This is a genomic window from Nocardioides sp. Soil796, assembly GCF_001429525.1.
Lineage (GTDB): Bacteria > Actinomycetota > Actinomycetes > Propionibacteriales > Nocardioidaceae > Nocardioides.
Window position 1 is genome coordinate 204517 of record NZ_LMSQ01000022.1, and the last position, 20396, is coordinate 224912.

Below are 20396 nucleotides of genomic sequence, written 5' to 3' on the forward strand. Positions count from 1 at the left end.
TACGCGAGGGCATGAGCAGATTCAAAATCGGCTACTCGTCGGCCTTCTTCTCGGTCTTCTGCTCCTGCTCCGACGCGCTCTGGTCGGAGAGTTCCAGCGCTTCTGCCACCAGTTCCTCGGCCCGCTTCGTCGCCGCGGCGTACTTCTGCAGGTTGCCGTCGGCCAGGGCCGCGTTGGCGTCCTTGAACTCCTGGTCGGCGTCGGTGAGCAGCTCACGGATCTGTTCGTCGACGGTGCCAGTGGGTTGCCCCGGGTCTCCTGTTCCCGGGGTCGGATCCGCGTCGAGCTCGACGTCGAGCACCTTCGCCACCGCCTCGGCGACGGTCTGCCCGATCGCGGTCTTCTCCCCGAAGGACACCAGCACCTGGCGCAGCACCGGGTAGTTGGCGGTGCTGGTTCCCTGGCGCACGGCGTAGACCGGTTGCACGTAGAGCAGACTCTCGCCGACGGGCAATGTGAGCAGGTTGCCATTGAGGATCCGCACGTTCGAGTTGCGGGTCAGCGCCTCGAGCTGGCGCTGGATCTCGTCGTTGGAGCCGAAGCGGTTGGCGGCCAGGCCGGGTCCGTCGACAGCCTTGCCGCTCGGCAGTTCGAGGACCTGGATCTTGCCGTAGGAATCGAGCGACGCGTCGCTGCCGACGGACACGAACGCGGCCAGGTTCTGCCGGCCGTTGGGCACGTAGGCCGACGTCAACGAGAACGTCGGGTCCTCGCCGCGGCCCGGCGTACGCACCGAGAGGCGGTACGGCGGCTGCAGGTTGCCCTGCGAGTTCGGGTCCTCCGGAACCACCCAGCGGGCCTTGCCCTCGTAGAAGGTGTCGGCATCCTCGACGTGGTAGGCGCCGAGCTGGTAGCGCTGGACCTTGAAGAGGTCCTCGGGGTAGCGCATGTGCTCGAGCAGGTCGGCCGGGATCTCGTCGCGGTCCTTGACCGTGCCGGGGAACGCCTTGCGCCACGCCTCCAGCAGCGGGTCCTCCTCGTCCCAGGCGTAGAGCGTCACGGTGCCGTCGTAGGCGTCGACGACCGCCTTGACCGCGTTGCGCATGTAGTTGATCTCGTCGGTCGGCAACGTGCGGAACTCATTGCCGTCGTCGAGGGAGTCACTGGTCATGTCCTCGAAGGAACCGCGCTCGGACTGGGGGTACTGGTCGGTCGTCGTGTAGCCGTCGAGCAGCCACACGACCTTGCCGTCCACCACGGCCGGGAACGGGTCGGCGTCCACGGTCAGCCAGGGCGCGACCTTCTCGACCATCTTTCGCGGGTCACGGTCGTAGAGGATCTTGGAGTTCTTGTTGACCCGGCCGGAGAGCACGATGTTGGGCTCACCGAACTTCCACGCGTACATCACCTTGCGGAACGTGTTGTTGACCTTCACACCACCCTTTCCGTCGTAGGTGTTGCGCGCGCCACCGGTCTCGGAGTCGTCGGGCAGGTTGAGCTCGACGTCCTCGGAGTCGTCGCCGGCCTTGCCGACGATGGAGTACTCGGGGCTCTTCTCGCCGTAGTAGATCGCGCCGCGATAACCGCCGGGTGCCATCTTCGACAGCTCACCCGTCGGCGGCAGTGACTGCTCCACCCACTCCGGCTTGTCACCGGTGGACTGCGTGTCGTTGTCGATGCCACGCTGGTTGCCGAACGCCGCGATCACGCCGTACCCGTGGGTGTAGACCGTGTGCAGGTTGGACCAGTTCTTGGCGTCGTCGGGCAGGCCGTCCTGGTTGAGCTCGCGCACACCGATGACGACGTCGCGCGTCTGCCCGCCGATCTTGTAGCGGTCGACGTCGAGGACATCGGCCACCGTGTAGTAGCCCTTCTCCTGCTGCAGCTGCTCGAACGTGGCACGCACCAGAGCCGGGTCGAGGAGGCGGATCTCCTTGGTGTTGGCCAGCTCGGCCGCCTGCTGGGCCGGGCTCAGGTCGGTCTCGCCCTTGAAGTCCTCGACCGCCACGTCCTCCAGGTCGTACGCCGCTCGCGTGGCGTCGATGTTCTTCTGGATGTAGGGCTCTTCCTTCTGCGCCTGCGAGGGCGAGACCTGGAACTGCTGCACGATGCCGGGCCAGATCAGGCCGAGCAGGATCGCGGAGAGCGCCAGGAGGCTGATGCCCACCGTCGGCAGCAACCACGTGCGTCGTACGACGTTGGCGAAGAACAGCACCGCGCAGATCAGGGCGATGAACATCAGGATGTTCTTCGCCGGCAGCACCGCATGGTCGTCGGCGTACCCGATGCCGGTCATCAGCGACCCGGACTCGTTGAGCAGGTCAAAGCGGTCGAGGTAGTAGTCAAGGCCCTTGACCAGGACGAACAGGCCGAGCAACAGCGAGAGCTGGGCAGCGGCCGGCCCGGAGAAACGGTCCTGCGCGGACTGCAGCCGGATGCCGCCGTAGAGGTAGTGCACCACCGCGGCACCGAGCAGCGTCACCACGAGGACGGCCATGGTGAAGTCGACGACGAAGTGCAGCCACGGCAGGTCGAAGATGTAGAACCCGATGTCCTTGTGGAAGTAGGGGTCCTCCTTGCCGAAGGAGCCGCCGTTGCGCCAGAGCATGTACTCGCGCCACTTGCCGGAGGCGGTGGCGCCGGCGAAGGCCCCGATGGCCAGGGAGACGCCGACCAGCAGCAACGTGCGGATCGGGCTGATCGCCTCGCGGTAGCGGTCGAGGCTGACCTGCTCGGGCGAGGCGGGGCGGAAGATGGGGCGGTACCTGAACGCGGCACCGAGGTTGATCCCGACGGCGAGAGCCATCACCAGTCCGAAGACCAGGAAGAGCCCGATGCGGGTGCGCACGAGCGTGGTGAAGACCGAGCTGTAACCGGTGGAGCTGAACCAGAGGCGCTCGGTCCAGAACGCGGTGAAGCCGGTGAACGCCAGGAACAGCGCGATCACCACTGCCAGGGTGATCCACAGCGCCCGTGCCCGCGAGGGCCGGCGCGGCTCCTCGGTGCGGGTCTCTTCGTCGCCGTCGTCGTACATGTCGCTCATGACCGCATCTCCTCGTCGGGGTCGACCTCGAGGGTCGCCCGCAACAACTCCACCAGCTCAGGGACAAGTTCATTGCCGCCGACGACCGACTGGTCGTCGTCGTGTGCGCGCAGTCGCAGGGCGCAGTACGTCGCGCCGGCCCGGGTGACGCCGGCGACGATGCGCACCTCCTGGCGATCGGGGTGCTCGGCCGCGAAGGCCTGGGCCTCGGCCGCGTCGTCGGGGATCTGGCCGTCCGCGCTCGGTGGGAGGACCAGCCGCTCCACGACGGCGGCGCAGCCGTGCACGGTGTCGGGCCACACGATCGAGGAGAGCACGGTCTCGAACGGCGTGCCCGCGTCGACCTCCTGCTCGATCGGGGTGAAGGATCCTTCGGCGCTCGACTCGTCGAGCCCCATCGCCGCCGCGAGGGCCGGCTCCTTCTCGACCAGCACGGCGGTCTCGACGAGCGCGTAGAGGCGGGACTTCTGGTCCCACCCGTCGACGGCGGCATGCGACTCGATCTCGAGCACGGCCGCGGCCAGGGCCGGGTCGGGAAGCTCGCCGTCGATCTCGCTCACTTGGACTCCTTCTCGCACGAGGGCAGGTCGGCATCGGGGTCTGCGACCCACGTCTTGATCGACGCGATCGCGTCCTTGAGGGTCTTCACGCGAATCAGCTGTACGTCGCCGCGCTCGGCGCCCAACGCCTCTTCACAGTTGTCGGACGGCACCAGGAACACCTGCGCCCCCGCGTCACGCACGGCCGGGATCTTCTGCTGGATGCCGCCGATCGGACCGACCTCGCCGTCGGCCGTGATCGTGCCGGTGCCGGCGATGTGGTGCCCACCGGTCAACGAGCCGGGAGTCAGGGTGTCGTAGATCGCCAGGGAGAACATCAGCCCGGCGCTCGGTCCGCCGATCTTGGGGTCGATGTTGATCGACACGTCGAACGGGAACGTGTAGCCGGCGTTGGGCAGGATCCCGATCCGCAGCCGGCCGTCGTCCTTCACCGGGGTGATGTCGACGCTGACCTTCTTGCGGTCGCGGAGCACCACGAACTTCACCGGCTCATCGGCCTTGTGCTGGTTGATCAGCTCCCCCACCTTGGCCGGGTCGCTGATCCTGGTGCCGTCGACGGACAGGATCCGGTCGCGCACCTGAAGCTTGCCCTCGGCCGGGAGGCCCTTCTCGACGGTGTAGACCTCGACGGCCGGCTTGATCGTGTAGCCCATCTCCCGCAGGGACGCGGCGATCGCGTCGTCCTGCGAGGTCGTCATCATGTACGCCGACTCCTGCTGGTTCGACTCGCTGGTCTCGTCCTCGTCGTAGACGGCGGAGTAGGGCTGCACCGCGTTGTCGCCACTGAGCCAGGCCTGGATCGCGGTGAACACGCTGACCGAGTCGCCCGCGCGGGTCACCGACACGGTGGTCATCCGCAGCTCGCCGTCGTCGTAGAACGCCTTGTGCCCGTTGACCTGGATGCGCTCCTGGCCACCGGCCTCGGAGAGCATGTCGACGCTCACGCCCGGGGTGAAGGTCACGTAGGGCACGGGCACGATGGCCGCGGTCAGCCACAACGCCACCATCAGGGGGACGGAGATCGCGATCGCGAGCGTGCGCCGGGTCATGCCGCCAACCTTCTCATCCGCGCGAAATGCGCTCGCCGCGAGGAGGGTGCTGAACGATTCGGCCGTCGCGAGCGTCGTCTGGTGCGTGCGATGGCAAGGCGGAGGAGGGAAGGCGCGGCAGCGCCGCGTTGACCGACGAGAACGCAGCCAGTGTGCGCGCCGGGCGGCGCGCAGTAGGCCATGATTGTTCAGCAGTCTCCCAGGGCGTGACGCCCGAAGGATGCTGGCCACTCCTAGGCCGAACGGCGGTCGTCCCGGCTGCCCGAGGGGCGAACCGCGATCCCGGTGCTGCGATCGCGAGGCCGGGTCGAGGCCGGTCCGGGCCGGGTCAGCGCGGGGTGGTCCTTGTGCAGGGCGCGGGCGAGACGCTCCACCGCGACGTCGCGGTCGACCTCACCGCGACCCTCGCGACCGAGCCAGTTCACCCAGAGCATCGCGAGCACCGTCACCACTGCCGGGGGTGCCAGCCACCACAAGATCTCCACACCCCAACTCTCGCACGCGCATGCGGATGATCCCAGAAGGCACGAGCGACCGCGGACCTTTCTACGGGGAACCGACCCACTCCTGGTCGCCGTCGGTGAAGACCTGGTGCTTCCAGATCGGCACCTCGGCCTTGAGCTGGTCGATCAGCGCCCGCGAGGCGACGTACGCCGAGTCGCGGTGAGCGGAGGCCGCAGCCACGATGACTGCGGCATCACCGATCGCCAGGGACCCGATGCGGTGCACCGCGGAGACCGCGATCACGTCGTGCTCGGCGGCCACGGCGGCACAGACCTCGCGCAGCCGGTCGAGGGCGCTCGGGTGTGCGGCGTACTCCAGGCGGGTCACGCCCCGGCCCCCGTCGTGGTCACGGACCCGACCGACGAAGAGGTTGAGCCCACCCGCCGCGTCGTCCTCGATGCTGGCCAGCACCTCGTCGACGTCGAGCGCTTCTTCGCGCAGTGCAACGAGGCGCACGCGTTCGCCCTCAGCAGAAGCCATGGTCCAAACACTAGTGGGCCCTTGGCAGCCACCAGCGACCGAGTAGTTTGGAGGCATGACTGACGACCCCGGCGACCAGCCCGAGAACCCCTTCAAGGGCACGCCGTTCGAGCAATTCTTCGGCGCGGGCGGCATGTCCGGCATGCCTGACCTGGCCGGACTGATGAACCAGATGCAGGCGATGATGGCGCCCCACGAGGGCTCGGTGAACTGGACCCTCGCCGGCGACATCGCCCGGCGGGCCGTGGCCGAGAACCCCGATCCGACGCCCTCCCAGCGCGAGAGCGACGCGGTCGCCGACGCCGTCCGGCTGGCCGACCACTGGCTCGACGAGGCGTGCGAGTTCCCCTCGGGCGTGCAGTCGACCGCCGCGTGGAGCCGCGCCGAGTGGGTCGAGTCGACCCGCGAGGTGTGGAAGGTGCTGGTCGACCCGGTCGCCGAGCACGTCGTGGCCGCCATGGGCAACGCCCTCCCGACGGAGGCCCGCGAGATGGCCGGCCCGCTGATGGGCATGCTCGGCAAGTTCGGCGGCGCCATGTTCGGCAGCCAGGTCGGTGCCGCCCTCGGTGGCCTGGCCAGCGAGGTGCTGACCGCCTCCGACATCGGGCTCCCCCTCGGGCCTCCGGGACGCGCTGCCCTCGTGCCACTCAACATCGAGGCCTTCGCCGAAGGGCTGAACGTGCCGGCCGACGACGTACGCCTCTATCTCGCGTTGCGCGAGGCCGCCCACCAGCGGCTCTTCGCCCACGTGCCGTGGCTGCGTGAGCACCTGATCTCGGCCGTGGCCGACTACGGGCGCGGCATCGCGATCGACACCGAGGGCATCGAGGAGCAGATGCGCAACCTCAACCCCACCGACCCGACCGGCATCCAGGAAGCCCTCGAGGGCGGCCTGTTCGAGCCCAGGAAGACGCCCGCCCAGGAGGCCGCCCTGCTGCGCCTCGAGACCACGCTCGCCCTGGTCGAAGGCTGGGTCGACGAGGTCGTGGGCCAGGCCACCGCCGAGCGCATGCCGACCGCGTCGAAGATGCAGGAGGCCGTACGCCGCCGCCGCGCCGCGGGTGGTCCGGCCGAGGACACCTTCGCCGCCCTCGTGGGCCTGGAGCTGCGTCCGCGTCGCCTCCGCGATGCGTCCACCCTGTGGGGTTCGCTGCGTTCCCGACACGGCACCGACGGCCGTGACTCGGTGTGGCTGCACCCCGACCTGCTGCCCACGGCCGCCGACCTCGATGACCCGCTGGGCTTCCGCGAAGAGGTGGCCGAGCCGCTGACGCCGTCCGGCGACGACTTCGACGCCGAGCTGGCCAAGCTGCTCGACGAGGGCACGGAGGGCGACGCCAGCGGCGAGCCCGGTGCCGACGACCCCAAGGAGTGAGCCGGCTGCACGCCGACGCCGAGCGCGTGCTCGGCGGCTGGACGGCGCTCGACGATCACCAGGAGCGCCACCGCCGCAGGTTCCTGCACCACTTGGCGCAGCACCCCGACGGCATGGCACGGGAGTGCTTCCCCGACCACCTCACCGCCGGCGCACTCGTCCTCTCCGCTGACGGCACCGAGGTGCTGCTCAACCTGCACGGCAAGGCGAAGCGCTGGTTCGCCTTCGGTGGCCACTGTGAGGCCATCGACCAGACCCTGGCCGGGGTCGCGCACCGCGAGGCCCTCGAGGAGTCGGGCCTTCCCCGGCTCGACTTCGACCCGGTGCCGGTGATGCTCGACGAGCACGCAGTGCCGTTCTGCGACCCGCGCGGCACGGTTGCCCACCTCGACGTGCGGTACGTCGCGGTCGCGCCGGCGGGGGTCGGTCACGCCGCGAGTGAGGAGTCCCTCGACGTGCGGTGGTGGCCGGTCGACGCACTCCCCGACGGGCTCGAGGACGACATGCACCGCCTGGTCGCCCTGGCCCGGGCGCGGGTGCTGGGCTGAGCGTCCATTCCCGGCAGGTCACTCGACGACGTCGCCGGAGCTGGGCGGCGGCTCCATCTGTGCGGCGGCGGAGTAGCCGAGCAGGAAGCCCTGCGCCCGCTCCGCCTTCGGGTAGTGGGCGACCCAGCCCCAGAACTTCTCGTCGTGGCCGTGCTCGATGAGGTGCGCCAGCTCGTGGATCAACACGTAGTCGACCACCCACGCGGGCATGCCCTGGAGCCGGGTCGACAACCGGATCGACCGGTCCCCCGGCGTGCAGGAGCCCCAGCGCGCGTTCTGGTTCTCCACCCAGCGCACCGAGTCGGGCCGGGCGAGACCCCCTAGGTAGCGCGCCGAGAGGTCCTCGGCCCGCTTGGACAGCTGGGCGTCGGAGGGGCGCTTGCGCTTCTCCTGGCGGTCGAGGCGGGCCACCATCGTCTCGACCCACTCGGCCTCCTGGGCCCGGGTCATGGAGGCAGGGATGAGTACGACGACCTTCTCGCCGTCGCGGTAGGCCGACACGGTGCGACGCCGACGCTTGGAGCGCCGGACCTCGATCTCTGGATCCCCCATGACGATCACGTTATCGGCTCGCCCAGCTCAGGAGGCGCTCCGCGGGCCACGTGTTGACGATGCGCTCCGGATCGATGCCGGCCTGTTCCGCGCGCTCGCAGCCGTAGTCGAGCATGTCCAGCTGGCCCGGGGCGTGGGCGTCGCTGTCGATGGAGAAGAGGCACCCGATGTCGCGGGCCAGTTCGAGCAGCTTGGTCGGCGGGTCGCGTCGCTCGGGTCGCGAGTTGATCTCGACGGCCACGTCGTTCTCCACACAGGCCTCGAAGACCTTGCGGGCGTCGAACTTCGAGCCGGGGCGGACGCCGCGGTTGCCGGTGACCAGCCGCCCGGTGCAGTGCCCGAGCACGTTGGTGAACGGCTGGGCGACGGCGGCCACCATGCGCCGGGTCATCGCGTCGGCGTCCATGGCCAGCTTGGAGTGCACGCTGGCCACCCGCAGGTCGAGCCTGGCCAGCATCTCGTCGGTCTGGTCGAGCGACCCGTCGTCGAGGATGTCGACCTCGATGCCCTTCAACAGCCGGAAGCCCGATCCGCCCAGGTGCTCGTTGACCGCGTCGACCACACCGAGCTGCCGGGCCAGCCGCTCGGCGCTGAGCCCGCGGGCCACCTTGAGCCGCGGCGAGTGGTCGGTCAGCACCAGGTAGTCGTGGCCGAGCTCGATCGCGGTGAACGCCATCTCCTCGATCGGTGATCCGCCGTCCGACCAGTCGGAGTGGGTGTGCAGGTCGCCGCGCAGCGCCGCCCGGAGCTCACGACCTCCGGGAGCCAGGGGTCCGGCGTGCTCCTCCTCGAGGACGGCGAGGCGCACGGGCACCTCACCGTGCCACGCATCGGTGATCACCCGCGCCGAGCTGGCGCCGATGCCGGGAAGGTCGGTGAGGGTCCCGGCGGTGACATGTCCGGCCAGCTCGTCGTCGGAGAGCGGCAGGATCGTGGCTGCGGCGCTGCGGAAGGCCTTGACCTTGTAGGTGTCCTCGCGGGCTCGCTCCAGCAGGAAGGCGATGCGGCGCAGTGCGGCGACGGGGGTGAGCTGCTCGCCGGTCATTCTCGTCCTCATTTCTTCTCTCCACAGGTGGTGGAGAAGCATCGTCCCTGCTCAGCGGCGGTGTGCCGGGGTTCCCGACGTGCGTCGTCCACAGCCCCGTCCCCCACCGTTCCACAGCGGCAGGGCCGGAATCCACATCTTGTCCACAGGGTTCTCCACAGGCTGTCGGAACCCGTGCCGCGCCAGGCATTGACCGCACACCCGCGTGCCCCTAGCGTCAACGCCAGATGAGGCCCCCGGTCCACCGTTTCGGCGGGGCAACTCCACACTCGCAAGGGGAAGGCACGTGTGGGACTGCCGGCCAGGGGCCTCTTCTCCCATTTCGGGTGCTGCCCGTCCGAGGTCAGCGGCCGGTGAACGTCGGGTCGCGCTTCTCCTTGGCCGCGGCGATTCCCTCCTGCAGGTCGGCGGTGGCCAGCGTGACCGGCTGGGCCAGTGCCTCCCACTGGAGGGCCGCCTCGATGTCGGGATGTCCTGCGCCGGCCAGTGCCAGTTTCGTGTAGCGACTCGCCACGGGTGCGGTGGCCGCGACCTGGGCCGCCGTACGCAGCACCTCGTCGAGGAAGCCGTCGTCGGGAATCACCCGCGAGACCAGGCCCAGACCGAGCGCCTCCTCGGCGCCGACGATCCGGCCGGTCAGCAACAGGTCCCGCGCGGCCGCGGCTCCGACGACGTCCGGGAAGAGGTACGTCGCCGCCATGCCGGGGTGCATGCCCAGCTTGACGAACGGGGCACCGACCTTGGCGCCGGCCGCGGCGTACCGGATGTCGCAGGCCAGCGGCATGCAGAGCCCGGCGCCGATGGCGTGCCCGTTGATCGCCGCGATGGTGGGCACCTCCAGCCTCCGGATCGACAACCACGCCCGGTAGAACGCAATCATCCGATGGCGCAGGTGGTCGACGGTGGCGTCCGGCTCGCTGGCGATCCAGCCGATGTCGCCGCCGGAGCAGAACGACGTACCGGCACCGGTCACCACCACGGCCCGCAGGTCGGGGTCGGCGGCGAGGCCATCGATCGCGTGCACCCACGATGCGGTCATCTCGTCCGACATCACGTTGCGGCGGGCCGGGTCGTCGAGGGTGATCAGGGCGACGCCGGGGCTGGGCCGTGTGAGGCGGAGGAAGGTCAGGTCTGCGTTCTCGGACATGGCCGCAGACTAGCCGTCGCGGGAAACGTCCAAAAAACCCGCTGTTGAGCGCTACGGGGCGCCTCCCGCGCGGGACTTCAGGCGTGAAGTAGGGTTTTGGACGGTTCACATGCCCTGCGTGGGAACCCCGGCGGGCTTCCCCGATCCCCCCGTCGCGACGACCGAGAATCAATTAGGCAAGGAGGCCGTCATGGCGGAGACCTGGAGCGGCGAGTTCTACTGCGTGAAGTGCAAGGCCAAGCGTGAGGCCTCGGGTGAGGTCAAGGTCAACGACAAGGGCACGCGGATGGCGAAGGCCGTTTGCCCCGAATGTGGCACCAACCTCAACCGAATCCTCGGCAAGGCGTAAGAACCCGCCCCACGAGCAGTCGCAGCGGCGTCGTCCCTCACGGGGCGTCGCCGCTGCCTGCATTTTCGGGGTCCGTGGTGCTTCTCGGCCCGTGGATCCCATCGACCTGTGGATGACGTCGGCGGGGCGTCGCCCACCTGTGTGAGAGTGCCTGCCATGTCTCGCGCGCATCGTCACCCCGGCTTCCCGGCCCGGCCCCTGCTGCGACCGGGGGTGCGCGTCTGCCGGCGCGAGGACGGCCGCCTCCAGGTCGGTCTGGTCGCTCACCTGGCGGTGACTGCACCCGACACCGAGGAGATCCGGGGCGTGCTGGCCGACCTGCGCAACGGCGTCCCGCCCGGACCGGTCGCCGGCCTCTCCCCCGCGGTGATGCGCTTCTGCACCGACCTGCTGGCCAAGTCGCTGGTGCTCGACGCCGACCCGTTCCTCCACGCCCTCGGCTCGGCGGAGGCCCCCGAGGACAGGGAGTCGCTCTCGGCGTACCTCAGCGACACGGGACCCGAGGGCCCCGACCTGCTCGATCGTCGACGGGCGACCGTGGTCCAGGTGGCCGACCAGGGCAGCCGTCGCGCCGGCCGCCGGCTGGTCGAGCTGCTACGCACCGGCGGGGTACAGACCACCACGCACCCGGCCCCGGGCCCGGTCGACGCCGCGGTGCTCGTGGCCCGCGGGGAGCCGCTCCGCTCCGGTGTCGACGAGTGGATCCGCGGCGATGTGCCGCACCTGGTGGTCAGCACCAGCGAGGGCGTGGTGCGCGTGGGCCCGTTCGTCGTACCGGGCCAGACCGCGTGCCTGCGCTGCATCGACGCACACCACGCCGATCACGACCCGCGGAGGCCGCTGATCCTCGCGCAGTACGCCGACCCGGCCGTCGGCACCGACGCCCTCCCCGAGCCGATCCACCACGATCTCTTCGAGATGGCGATCCTGTGGGCGGCCCGCGACCTGCTGAACTGGGTCGACGGCCGACGCCCGCTCAGCTGGGGAACCACCGTCACCTTCGACCCGCACCTCGAGCTGCCACGCACTCCGTGGCGCCAGCACCCGGCCTGCGGGTGCGGGTGGGGCCGGAGCATCGCGGCCGGGTGATCCTTGCTCGTCACCACCACTCGCTGTCGAGCTTGCCCTCCATGGCACGCAGGTGCTCGCGCGAGCAGGTGTCGCAGAACGTACGCCGCCGGCCGTTCTCGACGGCGGTGGTCCAGGTCAACGGCATCGGGTCGGTCTCGGCCACTCGACCGCAGAAGTCACAGGTCGTCACGTCCACCGACCCTACGCCGCCATCCGCGATACTCCCTGACGTTTCGGCCCCGCGCGAGGGCGGAAACGTCAGGGAGTATCCCAAATGCGCCGAGCCGGCGTCCGCTGACCATGGTGGTCAACGAACGCCGGCTCGACTGCTTGATCAGAGGCGTCCGAGTGCGAGACGCGCCTCTGCGGCAGCGCGCTCGGCCCGACGGCTCAGGCGGCGGGCGAGAGCAGCCTGCCGGCCCTGATGGGTGCGGTGCGCCTCTCCCAGGCGCGCGGACATTTGTTCGCGTGCCAGTTCTTCATGCATGAGATTCATGGTGTTGCTCCAGTTCGTGTGTGTGGTCATGGCTGGGTGTCGACTTTCTGGTGCGGGCCGCGTCACGCGGCGTCGGTCTTGCGGGGACGGCCGCGCGGCCGCTTGCGGGGGATCACTACTCCTTGGAGGAAGAGCTCACCGCCCCAAACGCCCCAGGGCTCGCGCCGCTCGAGGGCGCCGGCGAGACAAAGTGCCTGGACCGGGCAGTCCGTGCACAGGGCCTTGGCGTACTCCACGTCGGTGGGTGACTCGGCGAAGAACAGCTCCGGGCTGTTGGCCCGGCAGGGCAGCAGTTCGTCGTCGACGGTGTCGGCCGCGGCATGCAGCTCACCGAGGGTCGGCTCGGCGGGCGGCTTGAGTTCGCTGATGGTCATGTGTGTCACCTCCTCTGAGACCTGATCGTGTGTGTTGATCCGGGCCCTCCACCGAAAGTGGTGGAGAAACAAAAGGGCCGCGGATCCCGGTTGTCGGGTTCCGCGGCCTGGAGGCTGCCAAGTTGAGTGTCAACTCAACAGGGCGGTGGACTCCAGACAAGGGTTCCCGGGGTGGCTCCCGTGAAGAGAGCGATGTGCTTGCGGGCCGGAACATCGGCATCAACGCATGCGGACACGCCAAAGGCGGCGTAGGTGGGCATGACAATGCGCGACTGGTTCTCAGCCGGGATTCGAGTCTTGATGCTGTTCACTGGAGCCACCTCCTTCGGTGCCGTTGGGCGCTGATCTTGCCAGGACCGTATGCGCGGGTTGAATGTGCTGATGAGAAAACTATCGCGGCCTGCCTGTAATGGGCAAACGATTTAATGGGTATTTCCTGATTATTTTCGAGATCACTTCGGGATCACTCGATGAGGGCCAGCAGCTCCTCGCCGTACCTCTCGATCTTGGTCGCCCCGACCCCGCTGATCTTCAGCAGTTGGGCGTCTGCGGTCGGCTTCACCTCGGCGATCGCCTCGAGCGTCTTGTCGGTGAAGACGACGTACGCCGGCACCCCGTCGTCGCTGGCCCGCTGGCGCCGCCACTCCTTGAGCCGGGCGAACAGGTCCTCGTCGTAGGTCGCCGGACAGTCGACGCACCGGCCGACCTTGCGCTCCCCCGCGGTCGAGAGCGGGCGCCCGCAGGTGCCGCACATCGCCGCCCTGGCTGCCTTCTTGGCACGGCGGGGCTCGGGTGCGTTGCCGGTGTCGGGGCGCAGGCCGGTCAGAAAGCGGGAGGCCTTGCGGGTACGTCGACCGCCGGGGTTGCGCGACAGGCTCCACGAGACGGACAGGTGCAGCCGGGCCCGGGTCATGCCGACGTAGAGCAGACGGCGCTCCTCCTCGACCTCGGCCGGGGTCTGGGCGAACGAGATCGGGATCGAGCCCTCCTGGGCGCCGCACACGAACACGGCGTCCCACTCGAGGCCCTTCGCGGTGTGCAGGGTGGCCAGGGTGACCCCGTCGGCCACGGGCGCGTGCTGCTCGGAGGCCCGTCGGTCGAGGTCGTCGACGAAGGACCCGAGGTCAGTGCCCGCCTGGGCGGCGTACGACTCGGCCTGGGAGACCAACGCCTGGAGCGACTCCCACCGGTCGCGGGCCGTGCCCCGGCCCGAGGGCGGCTCGGCGGTCCAGCCCATGCCGCCCAGCGTGCCGCGCACGTCGGCGGCGAGGTCGTCGCCGCCACCGCCGGAGCGGGCAGTGCCGCGCAGCAGGGTGATCGCCTGGCGCACCTCCTGCCGGTCGAAGAAGCGCGCGGCACCGCGGACCACGTAGGCGAGGTTGCGGGCCGAGAGCGCGTCTTCGAAGGCCTCGGACTGGGCGTTGATGCGGAACAGGACCGCCATCGAACCGAGCGGCACGCCCGAGTCACGCAGGCGCAGCACCTCGGCGGCGACCGCTTCGGCCTCGGCCACCTCGTCGTCGTACTCCCGGTAGTTCACCGCCGGGCCGGAGGGACGCTGTGCGACCAGCTTGACGCCGCGCGAGCTGCTGCCGGCGAGCAGCTGGTTGGCCGAGCCGATCACCTCGGGCGTCGAGCGGTAGTTGCGGACCAGGTCGATCGCGGTGGTGCCCGGGTGCTTGCCCGGGAAATCGCGCAGGTAGTCGGCGTTGGCGCCGGCGAAGCTGTAGATGGTCTGCGCCGGGTCGCCGACCACGCAGATCTCGTCGCGCCCGCCCAGCCACAGGTCGAGCAGCGCCGACTGGAGGGGCGAGACGTCCTGGAACTCGTCGACCACGAAGAACTTGTATTGACGCCGGACCTGCGCCGCGACGCGTTCGTCCTCGGCGAGAAGGGCGGCGGTGAGCAGGAGGACGTCTTCCATGTCCATGCGGCCCTGGCCGCGCTTGACGTCTTCGTAGGTGCCGAACACCCGGCCGACCGTCTCGGGGTCGACGCCGTTGACCTCGCGTCCGCGGGTGGGGGCGAGCGCGGCGTACTCCTCGGGGCGGACGTTGCTGACCTTGGACCACTCGACCTCGGAGGCGAGGTCGCGCAGGGTGCCCTGGTCGACGCCGAGCCGTTGCCGGCGGGCCGCGAGTGCCATCAACGGCAGCTTCGACTCGGTCAGGGTCGGCAGCTCGGTGCCGTGGGTGGCCGGCCAGAAGTAGCGCAGCTGCCGCAGGGCCGCGGCGTGGAAGGTGCGGGCCTGGACGCCTGGTGCCCCCAGCTCCCGCAGGCGGGTGCGCATCTCGCCCGCTGCGCGCGTGGTGAACGTGACCGCCAGGACCTCGGTCGACTGGTAGACACCGGTGGCCACTCCGTGGGCGATGCGGTGGGTGATCGCCCGGGTCTTGCCGGTGCCGGCCCCGGCCAGCACGCGCACCGGGCCGCGAAGTGCCTCGGCGACCTGTCGCTGCTCGGGGTCGAGTGAGTCGAGCAGGCTGTCAGGGCGGGCCATCGGGAACAATTCACCTCGGAGTGCAGTTGAGTCGGTCGAACACCAAGCAGCCTAGATGCCCGAGGGGACAATCCGTTGAGCGAGTTCACGATGTACACCACGCCGTGGTGCGGCTACTGCCACCGACTGAAGAGCCAGCTCGACCGGGAGGGCATCAGCTACGACATCGTCGACATCGAGCAGCAGCCGGAAGCGGCCCAGCTGGTCGAGAAGGCCAACGGTGGGAACCAGACCGTGCCGACGCTGGTCTACTCCGACGGTTCGGCGCAGACCAACCCCAGCCTGGCCCAGGTCAAGGCCAAGATCGCCGCCTTGGCCTGACGCGTCACGCTGGCGACGCCCGGCGTACGGCGCACGGCGTACGGCGCACTTCCCACGGAATACGTGCACATCCCACGGCACATCTGACGTGGGATGTGCAGGTTTCCCCGGTGCACCGGGGACTCCTACAGCCACGAGCCACCGGTCACCAGCGGCCGGGGAGCGGGCCGCCGTACCAGTGCTCGACGAGCGAGCGTGAGATCGAGATGCCGCCGGGGAGCACGATGGTGCCCGCCTCGGCCTCGGCCCTCATCTCGGCGCGCGTGAACCACCGCGCCTCGGCCATCTCGTCGCCGTCGAGCACGATGTCGGTGGTCGTGGCGCGTCCGACGAAGCCGAGCATCAGGCTGGTCGGCAACGGCCACGGCTGGTTGCCGAAGTAGTCGACCTGTCCGACCTCGACCCCGACCTCCTCGAACACCTCGCGGCGTACGGCGTCCTCGAGCGACTCCCCCGGCTCCACGAAACCGGCGAGCGTCGAGAAGCGGCCCTCGCCCCAGCCGGCGCCGCGACCGAGCAGGCAGCGCTCGTCGTCGGAGCCGGGCTCGCCGATCGCGACCACCATGATCACCGCCGGGTCGGTGCGCGGGAACTGCTCGCGCTCGCACTCGGTGCAGACCAGCAGGTGGCCGCTCTGGCGGGACTCGAGCCGGCCACCGCACACGGGACAGCGCCGGGTGCGCCAGTGCCACTCGGCCAGGCCGATGGCGTGGAAGGCCAGCGGCGCCTCGGAGGAGTCGTGGTCCATGAAGTGCGGGGCCAGCGCCCGCAGGCCCACCCACTCCTCGCGTTCACCGGGCGCGTGCTCGGGATCGATCAGCATCGCGAAGTGCGCGCGACCGGCGTGCTCGCCGAGCAGGATGCGGGTGCCGTCGGGAGCCTCCTCGGGGCTCACCCAGGCCGGGCCCGCGCCCGCACTGCGCAACCGGGTCCCGGCCACGAGGAGCACCCGCGTCTTGGGGTCGGCCCACTTCTCGGCCAGCCAGGCGTCGTCGTCGCGTCGTTCGGCCAGTCGCGCGTGCGCACCGGCGGCCAGCTCGGCGTGTGGGTAGGTCATGCCTTCGGGCTTCCGTTCATCCAGGCGCGGAACGCCTCGGCGTTGTAGGGGCGACCGAGGAAGTCGGCCACCAGGTCGGCCGCGTCACCGCTGCCGCCTGCGGCCAGCACCTTGTCCCTGTAGGCACGGGCCGGTCCGGGGGCGAGCAGGTCGTCGGGGTCGAAGGCGGAGAACAGGTCCTTCGCGATGACCTGGCTCCACATGTAGGTGTAGTACGCCGAGGTGTACCCGCCGAGGTGGCCGAACCCGGCGTGGAAGTGGGTGCCGGGAAGCTGCGCGACGAGGTTGTACTCGCGGGCCAACTCGGCCACCCGCGACGTGATGTCCTCGGGTCGCTCGAGGTGCAGGTAGTAGGAGACAGCGGCGTAGAACATCTGGGTGCGGGCCATGAAGCCCTTGCCGAACTCCTCACCGGCGCGCATCCGGGCCACCAGGTCGGCCGGGATCGGAGTTCCCGACTCGTCGGTCGCGAAGCCGGCCAGCACCTCCGCGTCCCAGGCCCACTCCTCGAGCATCTGGCTGGGTGCCTCGACGAAGTCCCACTCGGTGGCGACGCCCGAGAACCGCACCCAGTCGTGGCGTCCGGCGAGCACGTGGTGCACCAGGTGGCCGAACTCGTGGAAGAGCGTGACGACGTCGCCGTGCTCCATCAGCCCGCGCGGGAAGTTGCAGACCAGCACACCCTCGGGGAGCTGTACCCCGCGCACACCGGGCTTCAGGTCGAACTGCGCGGCGTGGTTGTACTTGCCGTCGCGCGGGTGCAGGTCGAGTCGGATCCGGCCCAGCGGCTCACCGTCGAGGGCGACGTCGTACGTCGTGACGTCCTCGTGCCACGACGTGGCGTCGGGCACCTCGGCGTACTCCAGGCCGAACAGGCGGCCGGTCACCTCGAGCAGGCCCTGGCGCACCTTCGTGAAGTCGAAGTAGCGACGCACCTCCTGGGCGTCGACGTCGTACTGCTCGCGACGGACGACCTCGGCGTAGTGCCGCCAGTTGGAGGCGTCGACCGCCTCCACCGACGGATCGTCCTGTCGTGCCCGTTCGAGGAGGACCTCGATCTCGGCCCGCCCGGCGGCCTCGGTGTCGTTGGCGATCTCGGTGATGAACGCCGGGATCGCCGGGCCGGTGCCGATCATCTTGACCTCGGCGTCGTACGACGGCCAGTCGGCGTAGCCGAGCATCGTGGCGTGCTCGTGCCGCACTGCCAGGAGGTCGGCGAGCACCCGGTCGTTGTCGGGCCAGGCGATGTCGTACTGCGTGGTCACCACGCGGCGGCGTGCGTCGCCGTCGGTCGCGAACGTCATGAAGGGCACCGTGTCGGGGTATTCGGTGGTCACCTCGAAGGTGCCGTCGTCGCCGACCGGGTGCGCCTCGACCCAGTCCTGCGGAAGACCGGCCGCGGCCTCGGCGGGCAGCTTGGTCGTACGCCGACCGTCCCTGATCCCGCGGGAGAACGCCTGGCCCAGCTCGACCTCGCGCTCGCTGATCTCGCGGAGCCGCTGGCGGGTGGCCTCGTCGCGGTCGACTCCGGCCCGGCGGAAGTCGCGCAGGCTGTGCTCGAGCATCCGGGTGGCCGCCTCGTCGAGGCCGTCCTTCGGCACCGAGTCGAGGGCGGTGAACGCCGCCACGTCGAGCATCAGGCCGGTGTGGAAGCGGTTCGCCTCGACCTCGATCTCCTCGGCCTGCTCGCGGATCGCCTTGTCGGGGTGCACCTGGGCGACCAGGCCGGCCACGGCGAACGCGTTGGCCAGCTCGATGTGCAGCCTGTTCCACACGCCTGCCACGGAGCCGGGGTCGCTCGCGGCCAGCGTGGTGCGCAACTCCTCGGCACGGGCCAGCGCCCCGCGGCAGTGGTCGTCGAGCCAAGGGGCCCAGTCCGCGTCGGCGGCGGGCAGGGACAGTGGTTGGAGCTGCTCTGGTCCGGTCACGCCTTGCAGGCTACCCACCCGGGCACAGGCCCTACGATCGGCCCATGAGCACCCACATCGGCGCCCAGCCCGGCGCGATCGCACCGCACGTCCTGATGCCCGGTGACCCGCTGCGGGCCAAGTGGATCGCAGAGAGCTTCCTCGACGACGTCACCTGCTACAACGAGGTGCGCGGCATGCTCGGCTTCACCGGCACGTGGCGCGGCGAGCGGATCAGCGTGCAGGGCTCCGGCATGGGCCAGCCCTCACTGGCGATCTACGCCACCGAGCTGTTCACCGAGTACGACGTCGCCTCGATCGTGCGGGTCGGGTCGTGCGGTGCCCTGGTCGAGAAGGTCGGGATCCGCGACGTCATCCTGGCCAGTGGCGCCTGCACCGACTCGGGCATGAACCGGGTCCGGTTCGAGGGTCTCGACTACGCGCCGGTCGCCGACTTCGGCCTGCTGCGTGCGGCGTACGACGCGGCGACCGCACGTGAGGACGTGAAGACGTGGACCGGCCTGATCTTCAGCGGCGACCAGTTCTACGCGCCCCGGCCCGAGATCATGACTGCGATGGTGGAGCACGGCGTGCTGGCCATCGAGATGGAGGCGAGTGCGCTCTACACGCTGGCCGCGAAGCACGACCGCCGGGCACTGGCGATCTGCACCGTCTCCGACCACATCGTCACCGGCGCCGAGACCACGGCGCAGGAGCGCGAGCAGACCTTCGGCGCGATGGTCGAGATCGCCCTCGAGGCCGTGCTGGCGTAGTCCCGGGGTGTCGCGTCACTGCAGGAAATTCGGCGGAATCCGCACGATTTCCTTCATCCATCGAGCACGCTCGGCCTGCGCACGACCAACCGTCCGAGCACGCCCACGGCGAGCACACCGAGCCCGGTGAGCACCGACGCCAGGGGCAGCATCGCCGCCAGCACCAGGCACCCGGCCAGGCCCAGCACCTGGAGCGCCCGCGGCCAGCGTCGCTGCTCGGCCGGCTGGCGGAGAGCGGAGAGGTTCGCGACCGCGTAGTAGACCAGCACCCCGAAGCTGGAGAAGCCGATGGCGCCGCGCAGGTCGACGGTGAGAACGAGCACGACCACGGCGAGACCGAGCGCGACCTGCGCTCGGTCGGGCACCTGGTGCACGGGGTCGACGTGGGCCAGCGGCGTGGGCAGGTCACGCTCGCGTGCCATGGCAAGGCCCGTGCGGGTGACCCCGGCGAGAAGGGCGAGCAGGGCACCCAGGCATGCGGCGGCTGCACCGATGCGCACCACCGGCTCGGCCCACGCGGCACCGGCTGCCGTGACGGCGTCCGAGAGCGGCGCCGTGCTGGTGGCCAGGTCGGCGCCGAGGGCGCGCACGAGCGCCAGGCCGACCGCCACGTAGAGGACCACGGCCACACCGAGCGAAATCAGGATGGCGCGGCCCAGCATCTCGGGTCGGCGTACCTCCTCGGCGAGCGTCGCGATGCGCGCGTAGCCGGCGAAGGCGAAGAACAGCAGCCCGGCCGCCTGCAACACGTCGCGCGCGCTGTCGGGTGCGCCCAGCGGATCAGGGGCCGACGGTTCACCGACGGAGGTCACGACGAGCGCGAGCAGCAGCACACAGAAGGTCGCGGCGAGAAGGAGCCGGGCCAATCGGGCGGTGCGGGTGATCCCGCGCATGGTGGCCACGGTCAGCAGCACGACGGCGACCGCCGCCGCAGCCTTCTGCGGCCACCCGCCGCCCGGGACGGCGTACGCCGCGAAGGTCATCGCCATGGCCGCGCACGAGGCGGTCTTGCCGATCACGAAACCCCAGCCTGCGACGAACCCCCACCACGGGCCGAGCACCTCACGACCGAAGAGGTAGGTGCCGCCGGACGACGGATGGCAGGCAGCGAGCTGCGCCGACGCGACCGCGTTGCAGAACGCGATCACCGCGGCGATGCCGAGGCCGACGAACAACGCGGACCCTGCCGCGGCGGCGGCCGGGGCGAACGCGGCGAAGACTCCGGCGCCGATCATCGCCGAGAGCCCGACCACGACGGCGTCGCCGGTGCCGAGGCGCCGGGCCAACCGGTCGGAGGTCATGCGG

General features: G+C 70.1%; 21 protein-coding genes. 6 read left to right on the plus strand and 15 right to left on the minus strand.

Annotated elements, in window-relative coordinates; genetic code table 11:
- Positions 1–31 precede the first annotated feature (31 nt).
- From ASH02_RS24840 to ASH02_RS24860, 5 genes are all read right to left on the minus strand, one after another.
- The gene (locus tag ASH02_RS24840; RefSeq protein WP_057295695.1) at positions 32–2983 is read right to left on the minus strand and encodes a UPF0182 family membrane protein; all 2952 of its coding nucleotides are present in this window, start codon (positions 2981–2983) and stop codon (positions 32–34) included.
- Complete coding sequence (locus ASH02_RS24845) at positions 2980–3543, minus strand: PPA1309 family protein (protein ID WP_235539118.1); 564 nt, start codon at positions 3541–3543, stop codon at positions 2980–2982. Before ASH02_RS24845 ends, ASH02_RS24840 begins: the two co-directional genes overlap by 4 nt.
- Positions 3540–4592: a YlbL family protein gene (locus ASH02_RS24850; RefSeq protein ID WP_057295696.1), complete on the minus strand. Its 1053-nt coding sequence runs from the start codon at positions 4590–4592 to the stop codon at positions 3540–3542. The genes ASH02_RS24845 and ASH02_RS24850 overlap by 4 nt, the downstream gene beginning before the upstream one ends.
- Positions 4593–4825: 233 nt before the next feature.
- On the minus strand, positions 4826–5077 hold the full coding sequence (locus ASH02_RS24855; RefSeq protein WP_056687305.1) for a hypothetical protein: 252 nt from the start codon (positions 5075–5077) through the stop codon (positions 4826–4828).
- A 61-nt stretch (positions 5078–5138) separates the two neighbouring features.
- A complete protein-coding gene (locus ASH02_RS24860) occupies positions 5139–5576 on the minus strand; it encodes a molybdenum cofactor biosynthesis protein MoaE (RefSeq protein WP_056687308.1) in 438 nt (145 codons plus the stop codon).
- 55 nt (positions 5577–5631) lie between these two features.
- Here ASH02_RS24860 and ASH02_RS24865 point away from each other — a divergent pair, with 55 nt between their 5' ends.
- The gene (locus tag ASH02_RS24865; RefSeq protein WP_056687310.1) at positions 5632–6951 is read left to right on the plus strand and encodes a zinc-dependent metalloprotease; all 1320 of its coding nucleotides are present in this window, start codon (positions 5632–5634) and stop codon (positions 6949–6951) included.
- On the plus strand, positions 6948–7499 hold the full coding sequence (locus ASH02_RS24870; protein ID WP_057295697.1) for an NUDIX hydrolase: 552 nt from the start codon (positions 6948–6950) through the stop codon (positions 7497–7499). Before ASH02_RS24865 ends, ASH02_RS24870 begins: the two co-directional genes overlap by 4 nt.
- An 18-nt stretch (positions 7500–7517) precedes the next feature.
- Here the strand turns inward: ASH02_RS24870 and ASH02_RS24875 are convergent, their stop codons facing one another.
- The 3 genes from ASH02_RS24875 to ASH02_RS24885 all read right to left on the minus strand — a co-directional run bounded on the left by ASH02_RS24875 (position 7518) and on the right by ASH02_RS24885 (position 10243).
- On the minus strand, positions 7518–8051 hold the full coding sequence (locus tag ASH02_RS24875) for a M48 metallopeptidase family protein (RefSeq protein ID WP_057295748.1): 534 nt from the start codon (positions 8049–8051) through the stop codon (positions 7518–7520).
- 10 nt (positions 8052–8061) lie between these two features.
- Entirely contained in the window at positions 8062–9096 is a 1035-nt protein-coding gene (locus tag ASH02_RS24880; RefSeq protein WP_082621022.1) for a PHP domain-containing protein, read from the minus strand.
- A gap of 343 nt (positions 9097–9439) precedes the next feature.
- Positions 9440–10243 carry an enoyl-CoA hydratase/isomerase family protein gene (locus tag ASH02_RS24885; RefSeq protein WP_057295699.1) on the minus strand — a complete coding sequence of 268 codons (804 nt, stop codon included), beginning with the start codon at positions 10241–10243 and terminating at the stop codon, positions 9440–9442.
- Between the two features lie 190 nt (positions 10244–10433).
- Here ASH02_RS24885 and ASH02_RS26765 point away from each other — a divergent pair, with 190 nt between their 5' ends.
- A complete protein-coding gene (locus ASH02_RS26765; protein WP_168618186.1) occupies positions 10434–10592 on the plus strand; it encodes a DUF5679 domain-containing protein in 159 nt (52 codons plus the stop codon).
- 156 nt (positions 10593–10748) lie between these two features.
- Positions 10749–11681: a hypothetical protein gene (locus tag ASH02_RS24890; protein WP_056889780.1), complete on the plus strand. Its 933-nt coding sequence runs from the start codon at positions 10749–10751 to the stop codon at positions 11679–11681.
- A gap of 10 nt (positions 11682–11691) precedes the next feature.
- On the opposite strand, the gene ASH02_RS24895 is transcribed toward ASH02_RS24890, so the two are convergent.
- From ASH02_RS24895 to ASH02_RS24905, 4 genes are all read right to left on the minus strand, one after another.
- Entirely contained in the window at positions 11692–11853 is a 162-nt protein-coding gene (locus ASH02_RS24895) for a hypothetical protein (protein ID WP_200959247.1), read from the minus strand.
- 144 nt (positions 11854–11997) lie between these two features.
- Entirely contained in the window at positions 11998–12150 is a 153-nt protein-coding gene (locus tag ASH02_RS25815) for a hypothetical protein (protein ID WP_235532657.1), read from the minus strand.
- A gap of 71 nt (positions 12151–12221) precedes the next feature.
- Complete coding sequence (locus ASH02_RS24900; protein ID WP_056687327.1) at positions 12222–12533, minus strand: WhiB family transcriptional regulator; 312 nt, start codon at positions 12531–12533, stop codon at positions 12222–12224.
- 463 nt (positions 12534–12996) lie between these two features.
- The gene (locus ASH02_RS24905; RefSeq protein WP_056889781.1) at positions 12997–15033 is read right to left on the minus strand and encodes an ATP-dependent DNA helicase UvrD2; all 2037 of its coding nucleotides are present in this window, start codon (positions 15031–15033) and stop codon (positions 12997–12999) included.
- Positions 15034–15108: 75 nt separating this feature from the next.
- On the opposite strand from ASH02_RS24905, the gene ASH02_RS24910 reads away from it, so the two are divergent.
- Complete coding sequence (locus tag ASH02_RS24910; protein ID WP_321163484.1) at positions 15109–15354, plus strand: mycoredoxin; 246 nt, start codon at positions 15109–15111, stop codon at positions 15352–15354.
- A 145-nt stretch (positions 15355–15499) separates the two neighbouring features.
- On the opposite strand, the gene nudC is transcribed toward ASH02_RS24910, so the two are convergent.
- Positions 15500–16411, minus strand: coding sequence for an NAD(+) diphosphatase (gene nudC, locus ASH02_RS24915; RefSeq protein WP_057295701.1), 912 nt, complete (start codon positions 16409–16411; stop codon positions 15500–15502).
- Positions 16408–18339: a M3 family metallopeptidase gene (locus tag ASH02_RS24920; protein ID WP_056889783.1), complete on the minus strand. Its 1932-nt coding sequence runs from the start codon at positions 18337–18339 to the stop codon at positions 16408–16410. The genes nudC and ASH02_RS24920 overlap by 4 nt, the downstream gene beginning before the upstream one ends.
- A gap of 44 nt (positions 18340–18383) precedes the next feature.
- On the opposite strand from ASH02_RS24920, the gene deoD reads away from it, so the two are divergent.
- Positions 18384–19091 carry a purine-nucleoside phosphorylase gene (gene deoD / locus ASH02_RS24925; protein ID WP_056687337.1) on the plus strand — a complete coding sequence of 236 codons (708 nt, stop codon included), beginning with the start codon at positions 18384–18386 and terminating at the stop codon, positions 19089–19091.
- Between the two features lie 53 nt (positions 19092–19144).
- Here the strand turns inward: deoD and ASH02_RS24930 are convergent, their stop codons facing one another.
- Positions 19145–20392: an APC family permease gene (locus ASH02_RS24930; RefSeq protein ID WP_057295702.1), complete on the minus strand. Its 1248-nt coding sequence runs from the start codon at positions 20390–20392 to the stop codon at positions 19145–19147.
- Positions 20393–20396 lie beyond the last annotated feature (4 nt).

Excerpts from the sequence above, each read along its gene's own strand:
- ASH02_RS24840 (WP_057295695.1), bottom strand. The coding sequence starts at position 2,983 with ATGAGCGACATGTACGACGACGGCGACGAAGAGACCCGCACCGAGGAG.
- ASH02_RS24850 (WP_057295696.1), bottom strand. The coding sequence starts at position 4,592 with ATGACCCGGCGCACGCTCGCGATCGCGATCTCCGTCCCCCTGATGGTG.
- ASH02_RS24860 (WP_056687308.1), bottom strand. The coding sequence starts at position 5,576 with ATGGCTTCTGCTGAGGGCGAACGCGTGCGCCTCGTTGCACTGCGCGAA.
- ASH02_RS24865 (WP_056687310.1), top strand. The coding sequence starts at position 5,632 with ATGACTGACGACCCCGGCGACCAGCCCGAGAACCCCTTCAAGGGCACG.
- ASH02_RS24875 (WP_057295748.1), bottom strand. The coding sequence starts at position 8,051 with ATGGGGGATCCAGAGATCGAGGTCCGGCGCTCCAAGCGTCGGCGTCGC.
- ASH02_RS24880 (WP_082621022.1), bottom strand. The coding sequence starts at position 9,096 with ATGACCGGCGAGCAGCTCACCCCCGTCGCCGCACTGCGCCGCATCGCC.
- ASH02_RS24885 (WP_057295699.1), bottom strand. The coding sequence starts at position 10,243 with ATGTCCGAGAACGCAGACCTGACCTTCCTCCGCCTCACACGGCCCAGC.
- ASH02_RS26765 (WP_168618186.1), top strand. The coding sequence starts at position 10,434 with ATGGCGGAGACCTGGAGCGGCGAGTTCTACTGCGTGAAGTGCAAGGCC.
- ASH02_RS24890 (WP_056889780.1), top strand. The coding sequence starts at position 10,749 with ATGTCTCGCGCGCATCGTCACCCCGGCTTCCCGGCCCGGCCCCTGCTG.
- ASH02_RS25815 (WP_235532657.1), bottom strand. The coding sequence starts at position 12,150 with ATGCATGAAGAACTGGCACGCGAACAAATGTCCGCGCGCCTGGGAGAG.
- ASH02_RS24900 (WP_056687327.1), bottom strand. The coding sequence starts at position 12,533 with ATGACCATCAGCGAACTCAAGCCGCCCGCCGAGCCGACCCTCGGTGAG.
- ASH02_RS24905 (WP_056889781.1), bottom strand. The coding sequence starts at position 15,033 with ATGGCCCGCCCTGACAGCCTGCTCGACTCACTCGACCCCGAGCAGCGA.
- nudC (WP_057295701.1), bottom strand. The coding sequence starts at position 16,411 with ATGACCTACCCACACGCCGAGCTGGCCGCCGGTGCGCACGCGCGACTG.
- deoD (WP_056687337.1), top strand. The coding sequence starts at position 18,384 with ATGAGCACCCACATCGGCGCCCAGCCCGGCGCGATCGCACCGCACGTC.
- ASH02_RS24930 (WP_057295702.1), bottom strand. The coding sequence starts at position 20,392 with ATGACCTCCGACCGGTTGGCCCGGCGCCTCGGCACCGGCGACGCCGTC.